This window comes from Micromonospora wenchangensis, from assembly GCF_002210435.1.
GTDB lineage: Bacteria > Actinomycetota > Actinomycetes > Mycobacteriales > Micromonosporaceae > Micromonospora > Micromonospora wenchangensis.
In genome coordinates, this window is record NZ_MZMV01000012.1 from 66,607 (window position 1) to 91,341 (window position 24,735).

The window sequence follows — 24,735 nt, forward strand, 5'->3', positions numbered from 1 at the left end:
GTCGTCACCCCCGGTAGAGCTTCTCCGCGTACGTCGGGCCGTAGTAGTGCTCCAGGTCGGCCAGGCTCTCGGTCAGCGTCTCCACCTCCTTGGCCAGCCGGGCCCGCGACGGCAGCGCGTCCGGCTGCCAGGTCTCCGGCTGCCACAGCTCGGAGCGCATGAACGCCTTCCCGCAGTGGTAGAAGATCTGCTCGACGGCCACCTCGACGGCGAGCACCGGCCGGTGCCCCTTGACCAGCATGTCGTCGAAGTAGGGCGCGTCGCTCACCAGCTTCGCCCGGCCGTTGATCCGCAGGGTGTCCGTCCGGCCCGGGATCAGGAAGATCAGCCCGACGTGCGGGTTGTCGAGGATGTTGCGGTAGCCGTCGGCGCGCCGGTTGCCCGGCCGCTCCGGGATGGCGATCGTCCGGTCGTCGAGCACCAGCGCGAAGCCGGCCGGGTCGCCCTTGGGGGAGACGTCGCAGCTGCCGTCCACGCCGGCCGTGGCGACCAGGCAGAACGGCGAGGCGGCCAGCCACTGCCGGTCCCGTTCGTGCAGCACGGTGCGTTCCTTGGCCGCCGCCCGGGGCATCGGTGCCCCCAGCAGCGCGCGTAACTCCTCGTGCGAGGTGATCTCCGCCGTCACGTCCGCCTCCCCCGTCCGTTGGTCCCGGTGGCGGGCGGTGGCACACCGGCCGCCGTACGTCAGCCTAGGCGGGCGTGGCGAGCGGGTCCGCCCCGGACGGCGGGTACCGGCTCCGTCCGCCCGCGACGACGCAGTGGAGGGGCCGCCATGGAGAGCCGACTGAAGGTGCTCGGGCACCCGGTGCACCCGATGCTGGTGATGTTCCCGGTGGCGTTGCTGGTCACCGGCACCCTCTTCGACATCGTCGACACGGTCGGCGGGCCCGACTTCCTCGCCGAGGTGGCGTACTGGAACATCACCGTCGGCCTGGTCGGTGGCCTGCTGGCGGCGGGGGCCGGCGCGTTCGACCTGCTGGCCATCCCGGCCGGCACCCGGGCCAAGCGGGTGGCGCTCACCCACGCGGCGGCGAACGTCGCGGTGATCCTGCTCTTCGCCGCCGTCTGGGCGGTCCGGTTGAACGCCGACTCCCGGGCGGCCGGCGGCGCGCTGATCGCCATCGAGGTGGTCGGCCTGGCCATCCTCGGGGTCAGTGCCTGGCTCGGCGGGGAACTGGTCGACCGGCTGGGGGTGGGGGTCGACTCCGACGCCGGCCTGGACGCCCCCAGCTCGTTGCGGTCCGCCGCGGCCAGCCGGCCGGTGCGGGAGGTGCGGTGAGCGAGCAGTCGGGCCGGGGCTGGCGCGGCCGTCAGCAGGGTTGGGACCCGATGGGTGAACTCCAGGCGCTACGCGCCGAGCTGAGCCGGCTGGTCGGCGGCCGGGGCGCGTCGCCCGACGTCGAGCTGACCGAGGTCGCCGACGGCTGGCAGGTGGTCGTCCGGCTGCCCGGGGTGGCGCCGGAGGAGGTCGCCGTCGAACTGGACGACCGGGAACTCTGCGTCCGGGCCCGGTCCGAGGCCGAGGTCAACGCCGACCAGGGCATCCCCGGCGGGTTCGAGACCCGGGGCTTCGAATACCGGGTGGACCTGCCGTCCCGGGTAGACCCCGACGCCATCGACGCGGTGATGGACCACGGACTGCTCCGGGTGCACCTACCCCGGGCGGCACGGCCCGCGCCGCGCACCATCACCGTCGGCCGCACCGGCTACCCGCCCGGTCCCACCCGCACCGGTACGCCCACCGGCGTGGACCCGGCGGCGGACCGGGAACTGCACCATCCGGGTGCCGCCGTCGACCCCCTCGACCGGCCGTAGACCCCCGGTGACCAGCCCCGTCCTGGGGGGCCCGCTGGGGGAGCGGGTGCCCGACGTGACCCGGATCGCCGTGCTGCGGGCCAACGCGCTAGGCGACCTCATCTTCCTGCTGCCCGCCCTGGAGTCGCTGCGGGCGGCGTACCCGGCGGCGGAGATCGTGCTGTTCGGCGCGCCCTGGCACGCGGCGTTCTGGCGGGACCGGCCCGGCCCGGTCGACCGGGTGCTGGTCGTCCCGCCGGCCCCCGGCATCCGCGAGCCCGGCCCCGACGAGCCGCCCGGGTCGCTCGACGAGTTCCTGGCCGACGCCGCCCGGGAGGGCTACGACCTGGCGTTGCAGGTGCACGGCGGCGGGGCCAACTCGAATCCGGTGATGAGCCGGTTGGGGGCCCGGGTCACCGCCGGCCTGCGCGCCGAGGACGCCCCACCGCTGGACCGCTGGCTCCGCTACGTCTACTACCAGCCCGAGGTGACCCGCTACCTGGAGGTGGTGGGCCTGGTCGGGGCGGACGCGGTCACCGTCGTACCGACGCTCACGGTGACCGACGCGGACCGGGCGCAGGCGCGGGCGGTGCTGGGCGACCCGGAGCGGGCGCGGGTGGCGCTGCACCCGGGGGCGACCGACACCCGGCGGCGCTGGCCGGCGCGGCGGTTCGCCGAGGTGGCGCGGGCGCTGCACGACGACGGGTACGAGGTGCTGGTCACCGGCACCCCCGCCGAGCGGGCGGTGGTGGACGAGGTGGTCGCGGCGGCCGGGGTGCCGGTCCGTCCCCAGGTCGGCACGCTCAGCCTCGGCGGGCTGGCCGCCGCGTACGCCGGCTGTGCGCTGGTGGTCTCCAACGACACCGGCCCGCTGCACCTGGCCGGCGCGGTGGGGGCCCCGACGGTGGGCGTCTACTGGGTCGGCAACATGATCAACGGGGCGACACCGCTACGCGCCCGGCACCGCCCGATCGCCGCCTGGACGACGCGCTGCCCGGTCTGCGGGGTCGACTGCACGCCCGGGATCTATCCGCACCGGCCCGGCGACGGCAACTGCCCGCACCGGGACTCGTTCGTCGCCGACGTGCCGGTGGCCGAGGTGCTCGAAGCCGCCGCCGACCTGCTCCGCCCCGAACCGGGCAGCGCCGCCGGCTGACGGCCCGGCCGGGCGGTCACGCCGGTCCACGGACCCCGGCGGGTCGGTGGCCGGGACCGGCACGCTCAGGCCGGCTGCGGGGTGTCGGCGGCGACGACCTGCCACGCCTCGACGTCACGGTCGGTCACCGTGGTCGGCGACTCCAGGTGGTACGCGCCGCTGGGCAGCACACCCGCGCCGCCGTACCGGGCCAGCACCGCGAGCTGGGCGGCGACGTCCTCGCCCTGGTGGTTCGCCGGCACCCGCCGCCAGAACTCGAAGCCGCCCGCGTCGACCAGTGCCGCCCGGTCGTAGAGCACGCAACCGCCGATCCAGGAGACCTTGTACGCCCGCCACGCCCCCGCCGGCAGGCCCAGCTTCTGCTGGACGTGCAGCAGGTTCGCGGCCGGGTGGATGGCGGCCCGCTGCCACTGCGGGGTGTCGGGGCGGACCCGTTCCGGCACCACCGGCCCGTCCCACTCCTCGTAGTGCCGGTGCGTCTCCGGGCGGACGTCGTCGGCGTACGACAGGCCGTGCACGGCGTTGCCGACGAACCCGCAGCCCAGCTCCCCGATCGCGGTGACCAGCCGGTGCAGGGTGCCCGGTTCGAGCCAGACGTCGTCGTCGAGGCAGAGCACGTACCGGGCCACCGACCGGTCCAGCAGGTACGCCCGGTGTTCGGCCAGTCCGCGCCGGGGCAGCCGCCGGGTGAGCAGCACCGGGTGCCCCCGGTGGCGCAAGGCCCGGACCATGGTGGCCGCCGCCGGGTGCGCGTACGCCGGGTCGTGGTCGGACTGGTCGCTGACCACCACCCCGAAGTCGGGGACCTCGACCTGGGCGGCCAGCCCGGACAGGGTGACCGCCAGTTCGGCCGGCCGGTTGCGGGTGGGGATCAGCACGTCGAGCCGACGGGGTCGGCGGAACTCCCCGGCCGAGCCGAGGTCGAGCGGTCGGTTCACGTGGTCCTGCCCAGGTGTTCGGCGGTCGGGATCGGGGTGGCCGGGGTGGAAGCCGGGCCGGGTGCCGTCGGCGGACCGGCGGCGGGTCGTACCGGATCGGCCGGCGCGTCGGCGGTGGCCGGGGCGGCGTCGGCCTGGGCCCGGATCCGGTCGATGATCGCCGAGGTGGACCGGTCCGGCACGTAGCCGAGGGTGCGCACCTGACCGCCGAGCCGGCGCACCAGGGGCGCTTCCGGGACCATCTCCGGCGGGTAGTCGCCGCCCTTGACGTACACGTCGGGGCGCACCGCCTCGATCAGGTCGGCCGGCGAGTCCTCCTCGAAGACCACCACGTGGTCCACGCAGGACAGCGCGGCGAGCAGGGCGATTCGGTCCTCCACCGGGTTGACCGGCCGGTCGGCCCCCTTGAGCCGGCGGACGCTGGAGTCGGAGTTGACCGCCACCACCAGCAGGTCGCCGAGCGCGCGGGCCTGTTCCAGGTAGCGCACGTGCCCCGGGTGCAGCACGTCGAAGCAGCCGTTGGTGAACACCACGGACCGGCCGGACCGCCGGTGGTCGGCGACGATCGCGTCCAGCTCGCCGGTGCCGACCAGCGTCGGATGGGTGCCGCCGCCGGACGTGCCACCGAGCGCGCCGAGCAGGTCCTCCCGGCGGCACACGCAGGTGCCGGTGTCGGAGACGGTGATGGTGGCGGCGAGCTGGGCCAGTTGGGCGGCGGTCGGCAGCGGCGCCCCGGCGGCCAGCGCGAGGGTCATCGCCGCCAGGTACGCGTCGCCCGCTCCGACGGCGTGACTGGCCGGGACGGGGGTGCTGTGGCTGCGCCGGGGCGCGCCGTCCGGGCCGCCGACGATGGCGCCCTCGGTGTCCAGGGTCACCGCGACCACGTCCGCGCCGGTGTGCGCCCGCAACTCGGCCAGCCGCGCCTGCGCCAGCCCGGCCCGGTCGACCCCCTCGCCGACGGTGGCGTTGACGGTCACCCCGGCCCCGGTCACGCTCAGCCCGTCCCCGGTCATCGCGACCCGCCCCTCGCCCGGGGTCGGCTCCCCGGTCGGGCCGGTGGCCCGGCCGACGCCACCCGGGGCGGTGCCCACGACCAGCTCCGACGGCCCGTCCGCCGGATCGTTGGGCGGGTGGTCCAGGTGCAGGCCGGTGCCGCCGGTACGGGCCGGGGCGGGTGGCGCGCCGAAGCCGGCGGCGGCGCGGGCCAGCAGCCGGGTCGCCTCGGCGAAACTGGGGGTGACCACCGTCGGGTTCAGCCCCCGCCAGTCGGCGAGGTCGTGGGCGTCCAGGGCGACGGTGGCGTACCGGTGCCGGTGGGCGACCAGCCAGGCGCGTACCGGGGCGGGCAGCGCGCCGAGGCCGTAGTCGCAGACCACCAGCGTGGGCGCGAGCCCGCCGGCCACCGCCCGCAGTTCCTCGGTGGCGCAGCTCAGGGCGGTGAGCAGCCGCCCGACCCCGTCGTCGTCGAGCGGGTCGTCCGGGTCGCCGGAGTCCTCGCGGAGCAGGATCTGGTTGCCGGCGAGCATCCGGCGTTTCACCGGCGTCGGCCGGTGGGGTTCGCTGACCGTACGGTCCCAGACGCCGGCCCGGTCCAGGCAGTCGTGCAGCTCGTCGCCGGCCACGTCCGCGCCGACCGGGGCGACGAGCAGGGCCCGCCCGCCGAGGGTGGCGACGTTGACCGCGGTGTTCGCGGCCCCACCGGCGGCGGTGATCCGTCGGCGCAGGGTGAGGATCGGCGCGGGGGCCTCCCGGCACAGCCGCTCCGACTCGGCGAAGCGCCACTCGTCGAGCATGGCGTCGCCGACGACGAGGACGGCGCGTTCCCGCCAGCTCTCCACGACGGTGGCGAGCCGGCGCTGTTCCGCTGCTGCTCCTGCCATGCCCACCGGGGTCCCCCGCCCCGACCAGGCCAAACCCTCCGCCCTGGCCGGCGACCTGGGTCACGTTTCGCACCCCGCGCCCCGGGAACCGACAGAGGTATCCGGAGAGGGGAAAACCGACATGGCAGCCACGACATTGCAGGGCAAGCGGATCGCGTTCCTCGCCACCGACGGCGTGGAGGAGGTCGAGTACGTGCAGCCGCGTGAGGCGGTCGAGAAGGCGGGCGCGACCGCCGAGCTGGTGTCGCTCAAGCCTGGCAGCATCCAGGCCTTCAACCACCTCGACCAGGGCAAGACGTACGACGTGGCGGTGACGGCGGCCGACGCGGACGCCGACCGTTACGACGCGCTGGTGCTGCCCGGTGGGGTGGCCAACCCGGACTTCCTGCGTACCGACCCGGACGCGGTCCGGTTCGTGAAGGCGTTCTTCACCGCCGGGAAGCCGGTCGGGGTGATCTGTCACGGCCCGTGGACGCTGGTCGAGGCGGGTGTGGTGGCGGGCCGCCGGATCACCAGCTGGCCGAGCCTGCGTACCGACCTGACCAACGCCGGCGCGACCTGGGTCGACGAGCAGGTGGTGACCGACGGCAACCTGGTCAGCAGCCGTAAGCCCGACGACCTGCCGGCGTTCTGCGCCGCGATCGTCGACCGGTTCGCCGCCGGCGACTGAGCCGTCCCGCGACGGGCACGCGGGGTCCGCCCGCGTGCCCGTCGGTGGGTCCGGGGCAGGTTTCCCCGGCCCGCAGGCATGTTCGCGGGGGAGCGGGAAAGAAGGCGGGATGACCGCCCAGACCCACGGCCAGCCGGTGCTCCAGGCCCGCCAGCTCCGCCTGTTGATGTTCGGCCTGATGACCGGCATGCTGCTGGCCGCGCTCGACCAGACCATCGTCGGTACGGCGTTGCCCACCATCGTCGGCGAGTTGGGCGGGATCGACCACTACTCGTGGGTGGTGACCGCCTACCTGCTCGCCTCGACCGCCTCCACCCCGCTCTACGGCAAGATGGCCGACCTGTACGGCCGCCGCCCGGTCTTCCTCTTCTCGATCGGCACGTTCCTGCTCGGCTCGCTGCTGGCCGGCCTGTCGCAGGACATGACCCAGCTGATCGTCACCCGGGGGGTGCAGGGCATCGGTGCGGGTGGCCTGATGACGTTGGCGTTCACCATCATCTCGGACGTGGTGTCACCCCGGGAGCGTGGTCGCTACCAGGGGCTGTTCGGGGCGGTCTTCGGTGTCTCCTCGGTGGCCGGCCCGCTGGTCGGCGGCTACTTCGCCGAGACCAACTGGCGGTGGATCTTCTATCTGAACGTGCCGCTGGCGCTGCTGGCGATCGTGGTCTGCTACCACGTGCTGCGGTTGATCCCGTTCGAGCGGCGGGAGCACACCGTGGACTGGCTGGGCGCGGCGCTGCTGGTCGCCGGGGTGAGCGCGTTGCTGCTGGCGCTGAGCTGGGGCGGCAACTCGTACGCCTGGGGTTCGGCGACGATCGTCGGGCTGTTCGTGGCGGGCGCGGTGCTCGGGGTGGCGTTCGTGCTCCAGGAGGCCCGGGTCGGCGAGCCGATCCTGCCGCTGGGGCTGTTCCGCTCGGCGACGTTCGCGCTGGCCAACTCGGCGGGCTTCGTGCTCGGTCTGGTGATGTTCGGGTCGATCATCTTCATCCCGCTCTACCTCCAGATCGTCAAGGGCGCCTCGCCCACCCGCAGTGGTCTGCTGATGCTGCCGATGATGGCCGGCATCATCGTCACCTCGATCGTGACCGGTCGGGCGATGAGCCGGATCGGCAGGTACAAGTGGTTCCCGGTGGCCGGTTCGGTGGTGCTGGTCGCCGGCATGCTGCTGTTCACCCGGCTCCAGGTGGACAGCTCGCTCTGGGCGGCGTTCGGCTACATGGTGGTCATCGGCGTCGGGCTGGGCCTGTGCATGCAGTCGCTCATCCTCGGCGTGCAGAACGCGGTGGACGTACGGAACCTGGGCGCGGCGACCTCCTCGGCGACGTTCTTCCGGTCGCTGGGCGGCTCGTTCGGGGTGGCCATCCTGGGCGCGGTGCTCTCCTCCCGGCTCGCCGGTGGCCTGGCCGACCGGCTGCCCGGCGCGATCGCCCAGCTCCCGCCCGAGCAGCGGGCGGCGGTGGCGGGCAGCGGCACGAACATCTCGATCAACGACCCGGCGACGATCCTGGCCCTGCCCGGCCCGGTCCGGGCGGCCATCCAGGCGTCCTTCGTCGACGCGTTGCACCTGGTGTTCCTGACCACCGGCCTGATCGCGCTGCTCGCCGTGCTGGTCACCCTGGCCCTGCCGAACGACCAGCTCCGGGGTGCCGGCCCGCAGGGCGCGACCGGCGGCACCGACCCGCTCGGTGGTAGGGCTCCCGCCCCCGGCGGCAAGCCCCTGACCCGGGAGTCCAGGGAGGAAGCCGCCGCCGACCTCAACGCCAAGTCCCAAACCATGCTCTGACCGGCCCGGCCCGGCCCGGCCCGGCCCGCCCGGCCCTGCCCCGGTGATCAAGAGGTTTGCGTCAGCCTCCGCGCGATTTCTGACGCAAACCTCTTGATCACCGGAGGGAAAAGGGGCGAAAAGGGCGGCGGAGTCGGGTGGCGGCGGGAGGTGGGCACTCAGCGGGGAGGTCGGCCCGGGGTCGGGGGGCTACTTCAGGATGAGGCGGTTGGTCTGGGCGAAGACGTCGAGGTCGGCGAGGGTTTCCGGGACCGAGAGGGAGAGCGGGGCGGGGAACTCGTGCGGGTGCAGGAAGGCGGCGTCGGTCGTCTCGTCGGTGACCCGGGCCAGCTCGCCGTCCCACTCGTCGACCCGGAACGCGGTGGTGAAGATCTGGTAGGTGTGGCCGTACATGTTGGTGTGGGTGCGGTCCGGGCCGGTGTAGAGGGCGAAGGCGCTGACCCGCAGGGCGCGCAGGCCGGTCTCCTCGCGTACCTCCCGCACCGCGCAGTCGGCGATCGACTCGCCGAGTTCCATCGCGCCCGCCGGCAGCGCCCACTGGCCGTTGTCGGAGCGGCGGATCAGCAGCACCCGCCCGGCGTCGTCGCGCACCACGGCGCGGGCGCCGACGAACATCAGCGTCCGGTCACCGGCCAGGGCGCGTAGTTGTCCCACGTACGAGTCGGCCCAGGAGATACTCACCCGGACAATCTACGCAGCATCTCGGTAACGCTCGGACGTTCCGGGGGTTCCCAACGTGTGACCGGCGACACTAGCTTGTCACCCATGCGTAGCACGATGATGGACGCCCCGCTCCAGGTCGCCCGGATCCTCGAACACGGCGTCACCGTGCACGGCACGGCCGAGGTGGTCACCTGGACGGGTGCCGGGCCGCGCCGGATGTCGTACGCCGAGGTGGGGCGGACGGCGGCCCGGCTGGCCCACGCGCTGCGCGACGAGTGCGGGGTGACCGGCGACGAGCGGGTCGCCACCTTCATGTGGAACAACACCGAGCACCTGGTGGCGTACTTCGCCGTGCCGAGCATGGGCGCGGTGCTGCACACCCTGAACATCCGGCTCTTTCCCGACCAGGTCACCTACATCGCCAACCACGCGCAGGACCGGGTGGTGCTTGTCGACTCGACGCTCATCCCGCTGCTGGCCCGGGTGCTCGGCGAGCTGACCACGGTGCGGCACGTGGTGGTGGTCGGCGGGGGCGACCCCGGGCCGCTGCGGGCGGTCGCCGGTGACCTGGTCACCTTCCACCACTGGGACGACCTGCTGGCCGGCCGGCCCGAGCACTACGACTGGCCCGAGGTCGACGAGCGGGACGCCGCCGCGCTCTGCTACACCTCCGGCACCACCGGTCATCCCAAGGGCGTCGCCTACTCGCACCGGTCGATCTACCTGCACTCGTTGCAGGTGTGCCTGCCGGAGGGGTTCGGGCTCGGGCCGGGCGACCGGGAGTTGGCCATCGTGCCGATGTTCCACGCGATGTCCTGGGGGCTGCCGTACGCGGCGTTCCTCTCCGGCGCGTCGCTGATCATGCCGGACCGGTTCCTCCAGGCCGAGCCGATCGCCGAGATGATCGCCGCCGAGCGGCCCACCCTGGCCGGCGCGGTGCCGACCATCTGGAACGACCTGCTGGCCCACCTGGACGCCCACGACGTGGACACCTCGTCGCTCAAGGAGGTGATCGTCGGCGGTTCGGCCTGCCCGCCCGCGCTGATGCACGCGTTCGCCGAGCGGCACGGCATCGAGGTGATCCACGCCTGGGGGATGACCGAGATGTCCCCGCTGGGGTCGGTGTCCCGGGCGCCGGCCGGGGTGACCGGCGACGACGCCTGGCGGTACCGGTACACGCAGGGGCGGGTGCCGGCCGGCGTGGCCGCCCGGATCGTCGGGCCGCTGGGCGAGCCGCTGCCCGCCGACGGGGCGTCCGTGGGCGAGTTGGAGGTACGCGGCCCGTGGGTGACCGCCCGGTACGTCGGCGACGACGCCCCCGACCCGGAGAAGTTCCGCGACGGCTGGCTGCGTACGGGTGACGTCGGCACGCTTTCGCCGGACGGGTTCATCACCCTCACCGACCGGGCCAAGGACGTGATCAAATCCGGTGGGGAGTGGATCTCCTCGGTGGAGCTGGAGAACGCGTTGATGGCCCACCCGGACGTGCAGGAGGCCTGTGTGGTGGGGGTGCCGGACCAGCGCTGGGGTGAGCGTCCACTGGCCACCGTGGTGGTCCGCGAGGGCGCGTCGACCAGTGTGGAGCAGCTCCGTGCGTTCCTGGCCGGTTCGGTGGCACACTGGCAGCTACCGGAACGCTGGGCGGTCATCGACGCGGTGCCCAGGACCAGCGTCGGCAAGTTCGACAAGAAGGTGGTGCGTTCGCGGTACGCCGCCGGCGACCTGGAGGTACGGGAGCTGGCGGGGCCGTAACACTTTTCGGCGCTTCGTCGCCGATAGGGGTAGGGACGTTACTCCTGAAACATCCCTCCCCACGGGGCGGCCCCGGCGTTCGCACCGCGCCGGGGCCGCCCTTCCTCGCGGGTGACCCGCCATGTCATTGTTGCGAGAATTACTCGCTTCTGTCCGGGTGATTGCGAAATGTCCTCGGAATTACTGCCCGGTGGTGTCGATCAGCACCTTCCCCACCACCGCGTCCTCCACCGCCCGGTGCGCGTCGGCGGCCTGCGCCAAGCCGAAGCGGTGCAGCGGCAGGCCGGCCTCCGCGCCCACCCGTACCGCCCCCTGGGCGACCGCCGCCGCCACGTCGGTCACCGCCTGCGCCTTGGCCGCCTTCGGCGCGGTGTAGACCAGCACGAACTGCCAGCGGGCGTTCGGGGCCATCAACGGCCGGATCGGCAGGGTCACCTCGCCGCCACCGTCGTCGGCGTAGACGCAGACCGCCCCACCGGGCCGCAGCACCTGCACGTCGGTGGCCGCGTTACGGGCGGCGGAGACCTCCACGATCGTGTGCACCCCGTCGGGCGAGAGCTTGCGGACCTCGTCGACCACGTCCTGCTCCCGGTAGTCGACCACGAAGGACGCCCCGGCCGCCGCCGCCAACTGCGCCTTCTCCGGGCTGCTCACCGTCGCGATGACACAGGCGTCGGCCCAGCGGGCCAACTGGATCGCCGCGTTGCCCACCGCACCCGCCCCACCCTGCACCAGCACCACGTGGTCGCTGAGCGCCCCGGCGTGCAGGGTGTCCGGCATGTACTCCCCGACGGTCAGGCAGCGGTGTGCGGTGAGGAACGGGATGCCCAGGCACGCCCCCAGATCGAAGGAGGCGTCCCCCAGCGGCACCACCTGCCGGACCGGCACCACCGTGTACTCGGCGGCCGTACCCCACGGGCGCTGCCAGGCGGCCTCCCAGATCCACACCCGTTCCCCGGTCAGACCCTGGTCGACCCCCGCGCCGACCGCCTCCACCACGCCCGCCCCGTCCTGCCCCGGGGTCTGCCAGCCGACCGGTAGCGGCTGCTGCCGGCGGCTCTTCCAGTCGGTCGGGTTCACCCCGGCCACCGCCAGCCGGACCAGCACCTCCCCCGGCCCCGGCTCGGGCACCGGCCGGTCGACCAGCCGGAGCACCGACGGGTCACCGGTGCGTTCGTACACGATCGTCTGCATGCCGTCTCCTCAGGCCGCCGGTTTGAGCACCACCTTCGAGTAGCCCGCCTCGCGGCGGTCGAAACGCTGGTACGCGTCCGGTGCCGCGTCCAACGGCAACTCCTTGCTCACCACGAAGCTCGGCGTGGCCCGCCCCGCCATGATCAGGTTTCGCAGGTACTCGTTGTAGGTCTTCACGTTGGCCTGCCCGGTGCCCATCCGCAGGCCCTTCTCGAACAGCTTGCCCACCTTGAACAGCAGCTCACCCCTGCCGGAGTGCTCGTCCGGCGCACCCGGGTCGTTGGCCAGGTAGAGGCCGACCACGCCGATCGCACCGGTCGCCCGGACCACCTCGACCAGGCTGTTCAGCACCGCCGCCGGCTGCTCCGCGCCACCGGCCCCGGTGGCCTGGTAGCCGACCGCGTCCACCCCGTGGTCGGTGCCCACCCCGTCGGTCCGGTCGAGGATCTGGGCGACCGGGTCGCCGGCCGAGAAGTCGATCGGGGTCGCCCCGATCGACTCGGCCAGCCGCAGCCGGTCCGGCACCCGGTCCACCAGGAACACCTCGGCGGCACCCATCAGGATCGCCGAGTACGCCGCCATCAGCCCGACCGGCCCGCCACCCATCACGGTGATGTTCTCGCCCGGCCGTAGCCCGGTCATCGCCACCCCGTGGTAGCCGGTGGGGAAGATGTCGGCGAGCATCGCGTAGTCGTTCTCGTGCTCGGTGCCGGGCGGCAGCTTCAGGCAGTTGAAGTCGGCGAACGGCACCCGCAGGTACTCCGCCTGCCCACCCCGGTACGGCCCCATCGCCACGTAGCCGTACGCACCACCGGCGAAGCCGGGGTTGACGGTGAGGCAGAAGCCGGTCTTCTGCTCCCGGCAGTTGCGGCAGTACCCGCACGCCACGTTGAACGGCATCGACACCCGGTCGCCGACCCTGATCCCGCGTACCCCGGTGCCGGCCTCGACCACCGTGCCCATGTTCTCGTGGCCGAAGACGATGCCCGGCTCGGCGAGCGTGCGCCCCTCGTACATGTGCAGGTCCGAGCCACAGATCGCGGTCGTGGTGATCTGCACGACGACGTCGTCGGGGTGCTCGATGCGCGGGTCCTCGACCTGCTCGACCGTCACCTCGTGCGGCCCCTGGTAAACCACAGCTCTCATGGGTCCGACGCTAGGCGGCCCGGCCGGGTCGCGGAGGCGGTTCAGCCGAGCCGGTCGACCACCTCAGGGGTGAGGTCGTGCACCGAGGAGAGCACCGTCGCGGCCAGGTCCGCCGCGTCCGGGTCCAGCGGGTACAACCCGTGCGGCACCGCGATCACCCGCATCCCGGCGGCGGCGGCCGAGCGGACCCCGTTGGAGGAGTCCTCCACGGCGGCACACCGGGCCGGGTCGACCCCGAGCCGCTCGGCGACGGCCAGGTAGACGTCGGGCGCGGGCTTGCCCCGGGCGGTCCGCTCGGTCGACAGGGTCACCCGGAACTCGGCGGTGAGGTCCGCGGCGGTCAGCGCCGCCGCGATCAGCCGGGTCGGCGAGGAACTGGCCAGCCCCAGCGGCCAGCGCGCGGCCAGCCGGCGCACCACCAGGTCGGCGTCGTCGATCAGCGGTACGCGCACCGCGTACCGCCGGGCCATCTCCTCGACCACGTCCACGGCGACCTGCTCGGCGCTGCGGTCGACGCCCAGCTCACCGCTGAGGTACTCGGCCCATTCGCCGGTGCTCATCCCCATCAGCCGGCGCTGGGTGTCGGGCTGCCAGGTGCCGCCCCGCGCCGCCACGTACGCCCGGCGCACCTCCTCCCAGACCGGCTCCGAGTCCACGATCACGCCGTCCAGGTCGAACACCACCGCATCCACCGTCACCCCGCCATCCTCCCCGACCCCGCCCGGCGGTCGGGTGGTGGCCCCGGCGGGATCAGTCCTCGTCGGCGGGACTGGGGCGGTTCGTGGCGATCCACGCCCGGACGGCCTTGCCCTCCCAGACGCGCCCCATCTTCAGGGTGACCAGGGGATCGGGGAAGCCCTTGCGGCCCACGATGATCGTGGCGCGCTGCTTGCTGATCCCGCCAAGCAGGTCGCGGATCTCATCCAGCCCGAGCAACTCCACGACCTGACGCTATGGTCTGGCGGACTTGCATTAGGGGGTAGCGGGCAAGGCAATCCCCTTGGGGGTTGCCTATGTACAACTCCGTGTGATGTGGTGGACCGATGACGAGCCACGGACCTGTTCTGCCTGTCTGGATGTGTGCCGGCTGTAATTCGCCCTGGCCGTGTCCCACCCGCCGCCGGGAACTGCTCGCGGAGTACGACCGCGCTCCTGCGTCCCTCGCCCTCTACATGGGCGCGCATCTGGTGTCCGCCACACACGACATGGGCTGGGCTCCGGCCGGCGCTCTCCACCGCAGATTCCTCGGTTGGCTGCCCAGGACCAACCAGTCGAACCGCCGATTGGTGATCAACCGAAGGCGATGGCCGGGTGGTGGGTCGTGATCAGACCCGACGTGCTGAGGCGGCGGGTGAGGGACCTGCGATGACCACACTCCGCGCGGGTGACCTGATCCAGGTGGGCCGGGCTGCCAGCGTGCAGTTCGTCAAGCCCATCCGGTGCCGGGTCATCCGGGTGCTGGACTGGATCACCTACGACGGGTGGTGCTGGCTCGACGTCTACCAACTGGACGACAGGGGCGACGCGGTGGCCCGACGGTCGATCTTCGTGCAGCCGGCGGGTCTGGTCGTCCACCGCCGGACCGTCCCCGTTCCGGTCGGGCAGCAGCGGCGGTCCGGCTCGACCGTGCGGCCCCGAACTCAGCGGTAGGCCGCGGCCTGGGTGCCGTAGAGGGTGGCGTAGACGCCGCCGAGGCGGATCAGCTCGTCGTGGGTGCCCACCTCGCGTACCCCGCCGTCGCCGATCACGATGATCAGGTCGGCGGTGCGGACCGTCGAGAAGCGGTGCGAAACGAACACCGTCACCCCGCCGCTGTCGGCGGCGACCCGGGCCGCCCCGTCGGCGTACCTGGCGAACAACCGGTGCTCGGCCTCGGCGTCCAGCGCCGACGCCGGCTCGTCCAGCACCATCAGCAGCGGGGCGTCGCGCATCATCGCCCGGCCGAGCGCCAACTGCTGCCACTGCCCGCCGGAGGCGTCCACCCCGCCGTCGGCGTGACTGCGCCCCAGCCGGGTGTCCAGCCCGTACGGCAGCTTGTCGGCGACCTCGCTGTGCGCGCGGGCCAGGCCGGTGCGGACCGCGTCGTCGTCGGTGGCCCGGGGCAGGTCCCCGATGCCGACCGCCAGCCGGGCGGTCAGCTCCGGCCGCGCGTAGTCCTGGAACGCGGCGGTGGTCCGCGCCCGCCAGGCGGCCAGGTCCAGGTGCCGCAGGTCGACCCCGTCGACCAGGATCGCGCCCCGGTCGGGCTCGTAGAACCGGTTGAGCAGCTTGACCAGCGTGGTCTTGCCCGCGCCGTTCTCGCCCACGACCGCCACGGTGCTGCCGGCGGGCAGCAGCAGGTCGACGTCGCGCAGCACCGGTTCCGCCGCGCCCGGGTAGGTGAAGGTGACCTGCCGCAACCGGATGCCCTCCAGCAGGCGCGCGGGCGGGAGCAGCGGCGTGGCGGGCGCGTCGGGCGCGACGACCGGCTGCGGCACCAGCTCACGCACCTCGTCCAGGCGTTGCAGGGACCGGCCGCTGCGCGCCAACTGCTGGGTGATCGTCACGGCGGCGGCGACCTGGTGGTTGAGCTGCGAGGCGAGCATGATCGCCAACACCACGTCGCCGACGTCCGCCCGACCGCGTACGGCGTCGCGGACGACCAGGACCAGGGCGGCGACGTAGCCGAGGGCGAACACGGCCTGCCCGGCGGCGCGCCACAGGCCGGCGGCCAGCTCACCGCGCCACAGCCGGGCGGTGGCGCGCTGCCAGTGCGTGGCGTAGCGCTGCTGGAGATGCCCCACCAGGCCCAGCAGGCGCAGCTCCTTGGCCGAGGCCGCGGTGGTGGTCAGCTCGAACAGGTGCCGGGCCTGCCGGGTGTCGACGACGCTGTCCGCACGGGCCCGGTCGGCGGCGGCCTCGGCCCGGCGACCGGCCAGCACCGGCAGCGCGGCCAGCAGCGGCAGCAGCACCAGCGCCGGATGGGTCAGGGTGAGTAGCACGGTGGTCAGCAGCAGGCCGACCGCCAGCGACCCGCCGGTCAGCAGCGCCTGGAGGCCCTCGCCGATGCGTTGCAGCTCGTCCTGGGCCAACGCCATCCGGTCGGCGTGCTCGGGCCGCTCGTGGTGGTCCAGGTACGGGGTGCCGTTGCTGATCTCGATGAGCTGCTCGTCGGTGCTGAGCACGTTCAGCTCGGACACCTCGAAGTACCCGATGTGGGCGAAGTGCGCGCAGGTCAGCGCCGCGATCGCGGCCACCGCGACGGCCAGCCCCGCCCAGGCCGCCGCCCCGGCCCGGCCGGCCGCCGCCGCGTTGGTGAGGTGCTTGAGCGCCACCGCGCTCGCCGGCACCGCCACCGCGTTGCCCACCATCAACGCCAGCGCCACGGCCATCTTGCGCCGGTCCTGCCGCCACGACAGCCGCAGCAGCCCGGTGATCGCCCGCAGCATCGCTCAGCCCACCCGCTGCGCCAGCGGACCGGCGCCCTCGTCGGTCCCCCGGTCGGCCCCGTCCTCGGCGAACCGCTCCGCCTGGAGGGTGAACATCGCCGCGTACCGGCCGCCCGCCGCCATCAGCTCGTCGTGGCTGCCCTGCTCGACGACCCGCCCCCCGTCGAGCAGGACGATCCGGTCGGCCAGCCGGACGCTGGACAACCGGTGCGAGATGAGCACCGTCGTGCGGCCCCGGGTCAGCTCGGCGAACCGGGCGAAGAACTCGGCCTCGGCCCGCACGTCCAGCGCCGCCGTGGGCTCGTCCAACACCAGCACGGTGCTCCCGTGGTAGAGCGCGAACAGGGCACGGGCGATGGCGATGCGCTGCCACTGCCCACCGGACAGGTCGACCCCGCCGTCGTACGCTCGCGACAGCAGCGTGTCCAAGCCGTCCGGCAGCGCGTCGAGGGTGTCGAGCAGCCCCGCCGCCTCCGCCGCGCGGCGGATCCCGGCCCGGTCGTCGAGATGCTCCACCGCGCCGAACCCGATGTTGGCCGCCACCGACAGCTCGTAACGGACGAAGTCCTGGAACACCACGGCGATCCGCCGCTGCCAGTCCCGGGCCGGCAGATCGGCGAGGTCGACGCCGTCGGCGCGCACCGCACCGGCATCCGGCGAGTAGAGCCGGGCCAGCAGTTTCACCAGGGTCGTCTTGCCCGCGCCGTTCACCCCGACCAGGGCCGTGCAGCGTCCGGCGGGGATGTGCAGGTCCAAGCCGTCGACCACCGGCGCGGTCGCGCCCGGGTAGCCGAAGCGCACCCCGGTGAAGTCGATGGCCGGGGCGGCGGTGGCGGGCGGCCCGGCGCGGCCCCGGTCGGCGGGTTCCGGATAGCGGGCCATAGCCTGCTCGAACGCGGTGATGGCGGTCTCGGCGTTCATGCCGTACTGGGTCTGGGTGTCGGAGTCCGGGTAGAACTCGCCCAGCCGGATCAGGGCCAGCACCGCCTGCAACACCAGCGCCAGCGCGGCCAGGTCGTACGCCCCGTCGGCGGCGCGGACCCCGGCCAGCGCCAGCACGGCCGCGACGCCGACCAACCCCACCGCCGTGTACACCAGGTAGGGCCGCAGGTAGATCCGGCGGCGCTCGGCCCACACGGGGGCCAGGGCCCGGCGGTAGACCTGCCGGTAGCGCTCGGTCAGCCAGCCGGTGAGCCCGAAGACCCGCAGCTCCTTGGCGGCGGCCGGGCCCATCGCCAGCCCCCGCAGGTAACGGCTCTCCCGGCGTAGGGCCGCCACGTCGCGGATGACCCGGGCGTAGCGGCGCAACCCGCCACGCTGGCCGTGCCGGAACAGCAGCACCACCGCCAGCATGACCGCCGCCGCCCACGGCCCCAGCACCACCGCCACCACCACCGTGAACCCGGCGACCTGGGTGTACGGCCCGACGAGGGCGATCAGCCCGGCGTACGCCGCGCCCGGGGTGCGGAACGCGAACCGCAGCTCGTGCCCGGCCTCGCCCAGCTCGTCCAGCACCGCCGGGTCCTCCAGCGGGGTGATCTCCCGGGTCGACAGCGACGCCTGGATGAGCCGCCGGTACATGTGCCCGTCGACGCGGCGGCTGAGCTGCTCGGCGACGGCCTTCTGCGCCGCCTCCGCGAGTTGCGCCGCGATCAGCGCCGCCCCGGCGACGGCCAGCGGCCACCACACCCCGGCCGGTCGGGCGGTGCCGTGCAGCACCGGGCCGATCCGGCCGACGGTGGTGCTGACGGCGATCGCGAAGACCACCGGCAGCACCCCCCGGGACACGCTGAGTGCCAGCGCGACGGCACTCCAACCGGCTCCGGCGGCGGGCCACTGCCGGGCGATGCGCAGCCGGGCGGCGGCGGCCTCACGCCACTGCCCGAGGCCGGAGGGGGAGGCGGTCATCGCGGTCAGCCGAAGATCTCGTCCCGCAGGGGCGCGGGCAGGTCCAGCTCCTGCGCGCAGGACCGCACCGACACCTGGTAGGACTCCACCACCTCGGGGCTGTCGGCCACGGCCAGCTCCGCGTCGGTCAGCACCGTCACCGACCGGGGCCGGAAGCGGTACTCGTCGGCGTTGCCGTGCAGACCGGGTACGACGTAGGGCTCCGGCTCCACCGGGTTGTGGATCTTCGACTGGTCGGAGTTGAGGTCGCCGGCCGCACCCCACCCGGTGAGCATCTCCGGCCGGTACAGGTGGCCGATGCCGAGGCGGTCGAACAACCGGGACACCGTCTCCTGTGGGGCGCGACTGCACTCGTACGGGAAGTGCGTCACCGCCAGCCCCTCGGCGGCGGCCCAGGCGCGCATCCGCGCGTAGTTGAGCGTGCTGAGCACGAAGTTCTCCACCACCCGCTGCCGCCCGATCTTGCCCTCCCACTTGGCCATCCACGAGTCGAGCGAGGCACGCGGCTGCCGGTCCAGCACCAGCAGGCGCAGCCGGTCGACCGGCCAGCCGGCCTCGACCAGGCAGCGGGCCGGGTTGAACAGCGCCTCGAACGGCACGTAAGGCCCGGCCATCTCCTTGGCGAACAACACCGGCTCGCCGTCGGGCAGCTTCCACGGCGAACCCTCGCCACCGGTCAGCGCGAACCGGCCGATGGTCTTGACCGGCTGGTAGTAGGCCGCCGCCCGCGCCATGCCGAACAGGTTGGTCACGGCGGTCGAGCCGACCCGGCAGCGTCCCCAGCCGAGCACCAGCAGCGGGTAGTCGGCCGGGCCCCTGCCGGCGAACCCGTCGCGCAGGGTACCCACGATCTGGGCGGTGACCTCGTCGACGGTGGTGGTGACGACCTGGTAGCGGCCGTCGGGCGGGAGCGCGACGCTGGTGAGCGCGTCGTCGTCGGCGGCGGCCAGCCGGTGCAGCAGCGGATAGGGGTCGGTCATCGGGACTCCCGGTGGTCGGAGGGGCGGGTGCTGCCGAGGTCGAGCAGCGCGGCGACGTCCCGCAGGGCCACCGGGCGCAGCGCGGCCTCGCACAGTAGCGTCTCGACGCCCCGCAGCGCCCGCTCGCAGACGGGGCCGGGCACCCGCCGGGTGTCGGCCAGCAACTGCAGCGCGCAGCCACCGGCCAGGTGGGGCATGGCCAGGAAGAAGGTCATGTCGTGCCGGGCCACGGCGGTGACCTGCCGCACGGTGGTCCGCGCCGCCAGGGCGGTCAGCGTGGCCCGGTCGGGCGGTTCCGCCGGGACGTCGAAGTCGCGGCCCAGCCGGGCGTCGTTGAAGTACACCGACAGGTCGGCCTGCGCGCCCTCGGCCGCGATCAGCTCGTCCAGGGCGTCGGGCGGGTAGGTGGCGTGGAAGTAGGACTCCGTCGAGTCGCGGTAGCAGCGCCGCACGGCGTCGTCGACGTCACCGTCGCCGATCTCGAAGACCAGCAGCGCGTTCTGGGCGATACCGGTGACCAGTTGCCGCTGGCGGGGGGTGTTCCGGTTGCCGGCGATCAGCTTCACCACGGCCCGGTCCCGGCCGGTCAACGCCGCCTGGACCAGCAGCGCGGCGGTCAGCACCACGGTGGACGACGACGCCCCCGTCCGCTCGGCCAGCGCGCCGGCCGCCGCGGCCACGGCGGTGGACTCCATCCGCCAGGTGACGACCGGCAACCCACCGGCGTCCTGTTCCGGCCCGTCGAAGATCCGCTGCGGCACCAGGGGCAGCCGCTCCCGCCAGTACGCCAGGGACCGGTCGGCCCGACGCTGCCCGGCCGGTGACGCCTCGTAGCCGGCCTGGTCCAGCGGCTGCCAACCCGGTGCGGGCAGGGTCCGTTCGCCCTCGATCAGGGTGCGCAGCTCCGCCAGCAGCAGCTCCAGCGACCAGCCGTCCAGCGACACGTGCGAGGCGGCCACCGCCACGGCCTCGACCTGGCCGTCGACGCGCAGCAACGCCCACCGGACCGGCCAGTCCCGGTCCAGCCGGAACGCGGTGCCGGCCAGTTCGGCGGCGGCGGCGTCCGCCGCCTCCGGCAGTTCGGCGGCGGTGGTGTCCCGCACCAGCGGCGCGTACGACCCGTCGGCGACCAGGTGCTGTCGGGGCCCGTCGGCGTCCTCGGTCATCAGGGTGCGCAGCACCTGGTGCCGCAGCACCAGCTCCGACCAGGCCGTGGTGACCCGCTCGGTGGTGACCGGGGCGGCCAACCGCAGCACCCGCCGGATGTTGAAGTCCCGGCTGGCCTCGCCGAACCACTGCATCGGCCGGTACATGGCCGTCTGTCCCCAGGTCAGCGGCGCGGAACCGGTGGACGCCCCGGAGAACCGGGCCTGCACCGCCGCGTCCCCGACCGCCGGCCGGCCGGTGTCCGCACGCGGGGACCGGTCCGGCTGCTCCCCGGCGGGTTTCGCCGCGACCACGGGGGCCGGCAGTTGGTGGTCGGGCATCCCGGCGGCCAGGGCACGCACCGTGCGCCTGTCGAACAGGTCGGCGATGCCCACCGGCAGGCCCAGCTCCTCGTCCAGCCGGGTGACGACCTCGACCACCTGCATGGAGTCGCCGCCGAGTTCGAAGAAGTCGTCGTCGACACCGAGCCGGTCCACCCGCAGCACCGCGCCGACCACCCCGGCCACCGCCGTCTCCAGGTCACCTGCGGGCGCGACGTACGCGGTGCTCAGCGCGGGCCGCACCGTCGGCGTGGTGGGCAGCCGGCGGGTGTCGACCTTGCCGTTCGGGGTGAGCGGGTACTGCGCCACGTACAGGAACCGGCTCGGGACGGACGCCTCCGGCAGCAGACCGGCGGCGTGGGCGCGTAGCTGCGCCTCGGTCGGCCGGGGCTCGTCCTCGGACCGCAGGTAGGCGACCAGGTGCAGGTCGTGGCCGTCGGGTTCGGCGATCACCACCGCCTCGGCGACGCCGGGGCAGCGGCGCAACGCGTCCTCGACGGCGGGCGGTTCGACGCGCTGGCCCCGGATCTTCACCTGCCGGTCGGCGCGGCCGAGCACGTCCAGCACCCCGTCCGGGCCGAGTCGGCCCAGGTCACCGGTGCGCAGCAGCCGCCTCCCGTCGCCGCCGGGGTGCGGGATCCACCGCTGGGCGGTCAGCACCGGCTGGCCGTGGTAGCCCCGGCCGATCACCGCCCCGCCCAGGCAGATCTCGCCGGTCTGCCCCGGCGGTGCGGGCCGGCCCTGCTCGTCGAGGATGTGCACCTCGGCGTTGGGGATGGGGGCACCGACCGGCAGCCGCCGCCCGACCGTACGGTCCGCGCCGATCCAGTACCAGGTCGCGCCGACGGTCTCGCTCATGCCGTAGTGGTTGCCGAAGCCCGACTTGGGGCTGCCGCTGATCCACGCGTCGAACTCGGGGGTCAGGTACAGCGGCTCGCTGCCGATCATCACCTGGCGGGCGACGTCGTCGACGCCACCGAGGGCGGTCATCGCCCGCACGTGCGACGGGGTGAGCTTCAGGAACCCGCACGGGGCGGCGGCGGTCAACGCGATCAGGTCGTCGAACGCGACAGGTTCGGGCGCGACCTCCAGCTCCCAGTCCGCGACCAGCGCCGTGAACAGCGTCATCACCGACCCGACGAAGTACAGCGGGGCGTGCAGCACCGCCCGCTCCCCGGGTTGGAACGCGAACTCCCCGGCGCACCAGTGCACGTAGTTGACGAGCTGCCGGTGGGTGCCGAGCACCCCCTTGGGGGCGCCGCTGGTGCCGGAGGTGTACATGATGAACGCCAGGTTCTCGATCCGGCAGCCGCCGTCACCGTCGTCGCCGACCGGCTCCGGCAGGTCGGTCACGTCGAGCACGGTCGACGGGTAGCCGGCGGCCACGAGGCCCCGGTGCTCCGGCCCGGTCAGCAGGACCGGATCGCCCGCGTCGGCCAGGATCCGGGCCCGCCGGTCCGCCGGGTCGTGCACCGACAGCGGCAGGTACGCCGACCCGGCCGCCAGCACCGCGAGGATCGCCACCACCGCGTCCACCGAGCGGGGGAGCAGCACCGCGACTGGGGTCTCCGGCCCGGCGCCGTGACCCCGCAGCACCCGGGCGGCGTGCCGGACCCGGTCCCGCAGCTCCCCGGCGGTGACCGCGACCCCGGCGCAGCGCACCGCGACGCGCCCCGGATCGGCCGCCAGCGCCCGGTCGACGAGGACGTGCAGCGGGGTGTCCCCGAACGGGCGGCGGGGGCCGACGGCGACCGACGACGCGGCGTCCACCGTGGCCGGTGCCGGGCGGACGGCGGGGCCGGCGGCGGCACCCCCGGTGGTACGCAGCGACGCCGGCCGCAGGTCGGTCCAGTGTGCCGCGACGTGCTCCAGGCACTCCTCGACGGGCCCGGTGAACACCGTCGTCCAGCCGCCCGGCAGCGGCCGGTCCGCCGGCCACAGGGAGTACTGGTCCTCGCCGTTGACGACGACCTGCTGTGGTTCGACGCTCACGCGAGCCCTCCGACCGCCTGCGGTGCCACGTCGAGCCGCTCGACGGGCTCCCGCCAGGCTTCCTTGGTGTACCAGTCGCCGCCGAACGCGGTGATCGCCGGGGCCCAGCCGTCGTGCGCGTCGGCGTAGCCGGCGATCTCGCGCCAGAACACGTCCACCAGCGCCGAGTACCGGCAGGCGGTCCGCAGGTCGGCCAGGGTGAACGGCGGCCCGTCCATGCGGACCAGCCGGATGTCGAACGCCCCCCGGTACTGCCGGCCACCGACCGTGAACGGCTGCTTCCACATCGCGGCCCCGGGGGCCCGCAGGGTGTAGCGGACGCGGGAGGTGCTGTGCCCACCGTGGCGCAGGTCGCCCCACTCGGCGATGTCGGGCACCAGCGGCGGGAAGAAGTAGTGCCGCTGCCGGGGCACCTCGACCCGGTCGAAGTTGCCGGGCACGAAGTGCCAGCGGTTGTACATCATCCGCTGCGCGACCTGCCACAGGATGTCGGTGACGGCGGGTGCGGGCAGGTCGGCGGCCATCTGAGGGCTGGGCAGCACGCAGCAGAAGAAGTCCGGCTTCTTCAGCCCCGCCACCTCCTCGTCGTACCGCCCGGCGGGGCCGTCGAGGCGGGACAGGTCGCGGATGCCGCTGGACATGCCGTAGTCGGCGTGACTGTCGACGACCGCGCCCAGGACGATGCCCTCCAGGATGCCGGTCAGCTCGCGCTCGTCGCCGCCCGCGTGCACGTTGCGCAGGGCGGCGGTGGTGGCGCGGCGCACCCAGGAGGCGGCGTCCTCGCCGTCGGCCGGCTCGGGCCGGACGCCGGTGGACGTCCGCAGGGTCGGCGGCAGCTCGACCTGACTGCGCTGCTCCTCGTCCCAGGGCAGCAGGTACTCGTCCTTGGCGTAGGTCAGCCCGTTGATCCGCCGGTAGCGGATGTGACCGCTGCCGTCGACGAGTTCGACCAGCTCACCGGCGAGGGTGGCCAACTCGGCCAGGGTCGCGGTGCTCAGCTCCCCGGTGGGCTTCCCGTCGAGCGCGCGCAGGTACGTCGCGCAGCGGGTGGTCAACACCTTCCGGAGGCTGACCGCGCTGAGCTGGCGGCCGTTGAACTCCTCGAACCGGACCGCCCGGCCGGTGCGGAACAGCAACTGGATGGACGCGACGAAGAGCCGTTCCTCCGGGCTCCAGTCGGCCGGTGCACGGTCCCGCAACGCGGGCAGCACGCCGTCGCGGATGAGGGTGCTGGAGCCGGAGTCGGAGCGGGAGAACACCCGACGCTCGACGAAGATCAGGACGGTCTCGACCCGTTCGACCCAGTCGATGACCTCCTCCAGCCGTTCCGGCAGGCTGCCGTCGGCGTGCCAGTGGTGCAGCATCTGGTCGAGTTCGCGGCGCTGGTGCTCCTCCTCGACCTGGGCCGGCAGCCACTCCTCGTCGATCATCTCGACCATCCATCCGGGCAGGGCGAGTTCGGCCACCACCTCCTCGGTCGGCAGGTCGCCGCGCGCCGGTTCGTGGATGGTCAGCTTGCCCAGCGCCGAGTGGGCCAGCACGAACCGGGCGGTGGCGTCGGTGCCCGGCGCGGTCAGCCGGAGTTGCTGCCGGCCGAGCAGGTGCCGGACGATCGCCTGCTCACGCAGGGTCAGGCCGTCGAGGGCGGACCGGAAGGGCACCTTGCCGGCCATGGTGAGCAGTCGCAGCACGGCCGTCTGGGCGCTGCCGCCGAACAGCTCGACGGGGTCACGCACGTCGCGCAGTTCCTGGCTCCACTGGTCGAATTTCGTACGTCGCACGGTCCCGCCTTTCTCGACCAGGGCAGGCTGCGGCGTTCGCACGATGAGGCTCGTACGACGACGGCCACCGCCGTGCGGTGACGACAGGGCATGCAACGGCCGGCAGCCGACCTGGAGGGTGGAAGGCTCCCGTGGCAATGCCACGGCGAGAAGGAGACGACACTCCACCCCGGTGTGGGAGCG

General features: G+C 73.7%; 20 protein-coding genes. 7 read left to right on the top strand and 13 right to left on the bottom strand.

What is annotated here, in order from left to right:
- Positions 1-4: 4 nt before the first annotated feature.
- A complete protein-coding gene (locus B5D80_RS09745) occupies positions 5-625 on the bottom strand; it encodes a pyridoxamine 5'-phosphate oxidase family protein (protein WP_088643485.1) in 621 nt (206 codons plus the stop codon).
- 147 nt (positions 626-772) lie between these two features.
- Between B5D80_RS09745 and B5D80_RS09750 the strand changes: the two genes are divergently transcribed.
- Genes B5D80_RS09750 through B5D80_RS09760 form a run of 3 tightly spaced genes read left to right on the top strand, consistent with a single transcriptional unit; the run spans position 773 to position 2,950 of the window.
- Positions 773-1,279: a DUF2231 domain-containing protein gene (locus tag B5D80_RS09750; RefSeq protein WP_088643486.1), complete on the top strand. Its 507-nt coding sequence runs from the start codon at positions 773-775 to the stop codon at positions 1,277-1,279.
- A gap of 50 nt (positions 1,280-1,329) precedes the next feature.
- On the top strand, positions 1,330-1,815 hold the full coding sequence (locus B5D80_RS09755; RefSeq protein ID WP_357757853.1) for an Hsp20/alpha crystallin family protein: 486 nt from the start codon (positions 1,330-1,332) through the stop codon (positions 1,813-1,815).
- Positions 1,816-1,822: 7 nt separating this feature from the next.
- Complete coding sequence (locus B5D80_RS09760; protein ID WP_088643564.1) at positions 1,823-2,950, top strand: glycosyltransferase family 9 protein; 1,128 nt, start codon at positions 1,823-1,825, stop codon at positions 2,948-2,950.
- A gap of 65 nt (positions 2,951-3,015) precedes the next feature.
- Here B5D80_RS09760 and B5D80_RS09765 read toward each other — a convergent pair whose 3' ends face one another.
- Both B5D80_RS09765 and rfaE2 read right to left on the bottom strand, forming a co-directional pair.
- Positions 3,016-3,888, bottom strand: coding sequence for a glycosyltransferase family 2 protein (locus B5D80_RS09765; protein ID WP_088643488.1), 873 nt, complete (start codon positions 3,886-3,888; stop codon positions 3,016-3,018).
- The gene (gene rfaE2, locus B5D80_RS09770) at positions 3,885-5,768 is read right to left on the bottom strand and encodes a D-glycero-beta-D-manno-heptose 1-phosphate adenylyltransferase (protein WP_088643565.1); all 1,884 of its coding nucleotides are present in this window, start codon (positions 5,766-5,768) and stop codon (positions 3,885-3,887) included. Before rfaE2 ends, B5D80_RS09765 begins: the two co-directional genes overlap by 4 nt.
- Before the next feature lie 121 nt (positions 5,769-5,889).
- Between rfaE2 and B5D80_RS09775 the strand changes: the two genes are divergently transcribed.
- Both B5D80_RS09775 and B5D80_RS09780 read left to right on the top strand, forming a co-directional pair.
- Complete coding sequence (locus B5D80_RS09775) at positions 5,890-6,438, top strand: type 1 glutamine amidotransferase domain-containing protein (protein WP_088643489.1); 549 nt, start codon at positions 5,890-5,892, stop codon at positions 6,436-6,438.
- Between the two features lie 109 nt (positions 6,439-6,547).
- Positions 6,548-8,221, top strand: a complete 1,674-nt coding sequence (locus tag B5D80_RS09780) for an MDR family MFS transporter (RefSeq protein ID WP_088643490.1) — start codon at positions 6,548-6,550, stop codon at positions 8,219-8,221.
- A 189-nt stretch (positions 8,222-8,410) separates the two neighbouring features.
- Here B5D80_RS09780 and B5D80_RS09785 read toward each other — a convergent pair whose 3' ends face one another.
- Positions 8,411-8,902 carry an NUDIX domain-containing protein gene (locus B5D80_RS09785; protein WP_088643491.1) on the bottom strand — a complete coding sequence of 164 codons (492 nt, stop codon included), beginning with the start codon at positions 8,900-8,902 and terminating at the stop codon, positions 8,411-8,413.
- Positions 8,903-8,986: 84 nt separating this feature from the next.
- On the opposite strand from B5D80_RS09785, the gene B5D80_RS09790 reads away from it, so the two are divergent.
- Positions 8,987-10,636 carry a fatty acid--CoA ligase gene (locus B5D80_RS09790; protein WP_088643492.1) on the top strand — a complete coding sequence of 550 codons (1,650 nt, stop codon included), beginning with the start codon at positions 8,987-8,989 and terminating at the stop codon, positions 10,634-10,636.
- Between the two features lie 180 nt (positions 10,637-10,816).
- Here the strand turns inward: B5D80_RS09790 and B5D80_RS09795 are convergent, their stop codons facing one another.
- Genes B5D80_RS09795 through B5D80_RS09810 form a run of 4 tightly spaced genes read right to left on the bottom strand, consistent with a single transcriptional unit; the run spans position 10,817 to position 13,918 of the window.
- A complete protein-coding gene (locus B5D80_RS09795; RefSeq protein ID WP_088643493.1) occupies positions 10,817-11,830 on the bottom strand; it encodes an NADPH:quinone reductase in 1,014 nt (337 codons plus the stop codon).
- A 9-nt stretch (positions 11,831-11,839) separates the two neighbouring features.
- Positions 11,840-12,976 (bottom strand): glutathione-independent formaldehyde dehydrogenase, encoded by a 1,137-nt coding sequence (locus B5D80_RS09800; protein WP_088643494.1) that lies wholly within the window; start codon positions 12,974-12,976, stop codon positions 11,840-11,842.
- A gap of 41 nt (positions 12,977-13,017) precedes the next feature.
- Entirely contained in the window at positions 13,018-13,674 is a 657-nt protein-coding gene (locus tag B5D80_RS09805) for an HAD family hydrolase (RefSeq protein ID WP_088643495.1), read from the bottom strand.
- Between the two features lie 52 nt (positions 13,675-13,726).
- Entirely contained in the window at positions 13,727-13,918 is a 192-nt protein-coding gene (locus tag B5D80_RS09810) for a hypothetical protein (protein WP_088643496.1), read from the bottom strand.
- Positions 13,919-14,341: 423 nt separating this feature from the next.
- Here B5D80_RS09810 and B5D80_RS09820 point away from each other — a divergent pair, with 423 nt between their 5' ends.
- Positions 14,342-14,626, top strand: a complete 285-nt coding sequence (locus B5D80_RS09820; RefSeq protein ID WP_088643498.1) for a hypothetical protein — start codon at positions 14,342-14,344, stop codon at positions 14,624-14,626.
- On the opposite strand, the gene B5D80_RS09825 is transcribed toward B5D80_RS09820, so the two are convergent.
- Genes B5D80_RS09825 through B5D80_RS32870 form a run of 5 tightly spaced genes read right to left on the bottom strand, consistent with a single transcriptional unit; the run spans position 14,617 to position 24,552 of the window.
- The gene (locus B5D80_RS09825) at positions 14,617-16,404 is read right to left on the bottom strand and encodes an ABC transporter ATP-binding protein (RefSeq protein WP_088643499.1); all 1,788 of its coding nucleotides are present in this window, start codon (positions 16,402-16,404) and stop codon (positions 14,617-14,619) included. The genes B5D80_RS09820 and B5D80_RS09825 overlap by 10 nt on opposite strands.
- 3 nt (positions 16,405-16,407) lie before the next feature.
- Positions 16,408-18,312, bottom strand: a complete 1,905-nt coding sequence (locus tag B5D80_RS09830; RefSeq protein ID WP_088643500.1) for an ABC transporter ATP-binding protein — start codon at positions 18,310-18,312, stop codon at positions 16,408-16,410.
- Positions 18,313-18,317: 5 nt separating this feature from the next.
- Positions 18,318-19,292: a sulfotransferase family protein gene (locus tag B5D80_RS09835; protein ID WP_088643501.1), complete on the bottom strand. Its 975-nt coding sequence runs from the start codon at positions 19,290-19,292 to the stop codon at positions 18,318-18,320.
- A complete protein-coding gene (locus tag B5D80_RS09840; protein WP_144081628.1) occupies positions 19,289-22,771 on the bottom strand; it encodes an AMP-binding protein in 3,483 nt (1,160 codons plus the stop codon). Before B5D80_RS09840 ends, B5D80_RS09835 begins: the two co-directional genes overlap by 4 nt.
- Complete coding sequence (locus B5D80_RS32870) at positions 22,768-24,552, bottom strand: hypothetical protein (protein WP_144081629.1); 1,785 nt, start codon at positions 24,550-24,552, stop codon at positions 22,768-22,770. The genes B5D80_RS09840 and B5D80_RS32870 overlap by 4 nt, the downstream gene beginning before the upstream one ends.
- Positions 24,553-24,735: the final 183 nt, after the last annotated feature.

What these genes read in the sequence shown, in the direction of transcription:
- B5D80_RS09800 (WP_088643494.1), bottom strand. Translation starts at nt 12,976, where the DNA reads ATGAGAGCTGTGGTTTACCAGGGGCCGCACGAGGTGACGGTCGAGCAG.
- B5D80_RS09780 (WP_088643490.1), top strand. Translation starts at nt 6,548, where the DNA reads ATGACCGCCCAGACCCACGGCCAGCCGGTGCTCCAGGCCCGCCAGCTC.
- rfaE2 (WP_088643565.1), bottom strand. Translation starts at nt 5,768, where the DNA reads ATGGCAGGAGCAGCAGCGGAACAGCGCCGGCTCGCCACCGTCGTGGAG.
- B5D80_RS09825 (WP_088643499.1), bottom strand. Translation starts at nt 16,404, where the DNA reads ATGCTGCGGGCGATCACCGGGCTGCTGCGGCTGTCGTGGCGGCAGGAC.
- B5D80_RS09750 (WP_088643486.1), top strand. Translation starts at nt 773, where the DNA reads ATGGAGAGCCGACTGAAGGTGCTCGGGCACCCGGTGCACCCGATGCTG.
- B5D80_RS09835 (WP_088643501.1), bottom strand. Translation starts at nt 19,292, where the DNA reads ATGACCGACCCCTATCCGCTGCTGCACCGGCTGGCCGCCGCCGACGAC.
- B5D80_RS09755 (WP_357757853.1), top strand. Translation starts at nt 1,330, where the DNA reads ATGGGTGAACTCCAGGCGCTACGCGCCGAGCTGAGCCGGCTGGTCGGC.
- B5D80_RS09820 (WP_088643498.1), top strand. Translation starts at nt 14,342, where the DNA reads ATGACCACACTCCGCGCGGGTGACCTGATCCAGGTGGGCCGGGCTGCC.
- B5D80_RS09775 (WP_088643489.1), top strand. Translation starts at nt 5,890, where the DNA reads ATGGCAGCCACGACATTGCAGGGCAAGCGGATCGCGTTCCTCGCCACC.
- B5D80_RS09795 (WP_088643493.1), bottom strand. Translation starts at nt 11,830, where the DNA reads ATGCAGACGATCGTGTACGAACGCACCGGTGACCCGTCGGTGCTCCGG.
- B5D80_RS09790 (WP_088643492.1), top strand. Translation starts at nt 8,987, where the DNA reads ATGCGTAGCACGATGATGGACGCCCCGCTCCAGGTCGCCCGGATCCTC.
- B5D80_RS09830 (WP_088643500.1), bottom strand. Translation starts at nt 18,312, where the DNA reads ATGACCGCCTCCCCCTCCGGCCTCGGGCAGTGGCGTGAGGCCGCCGCC.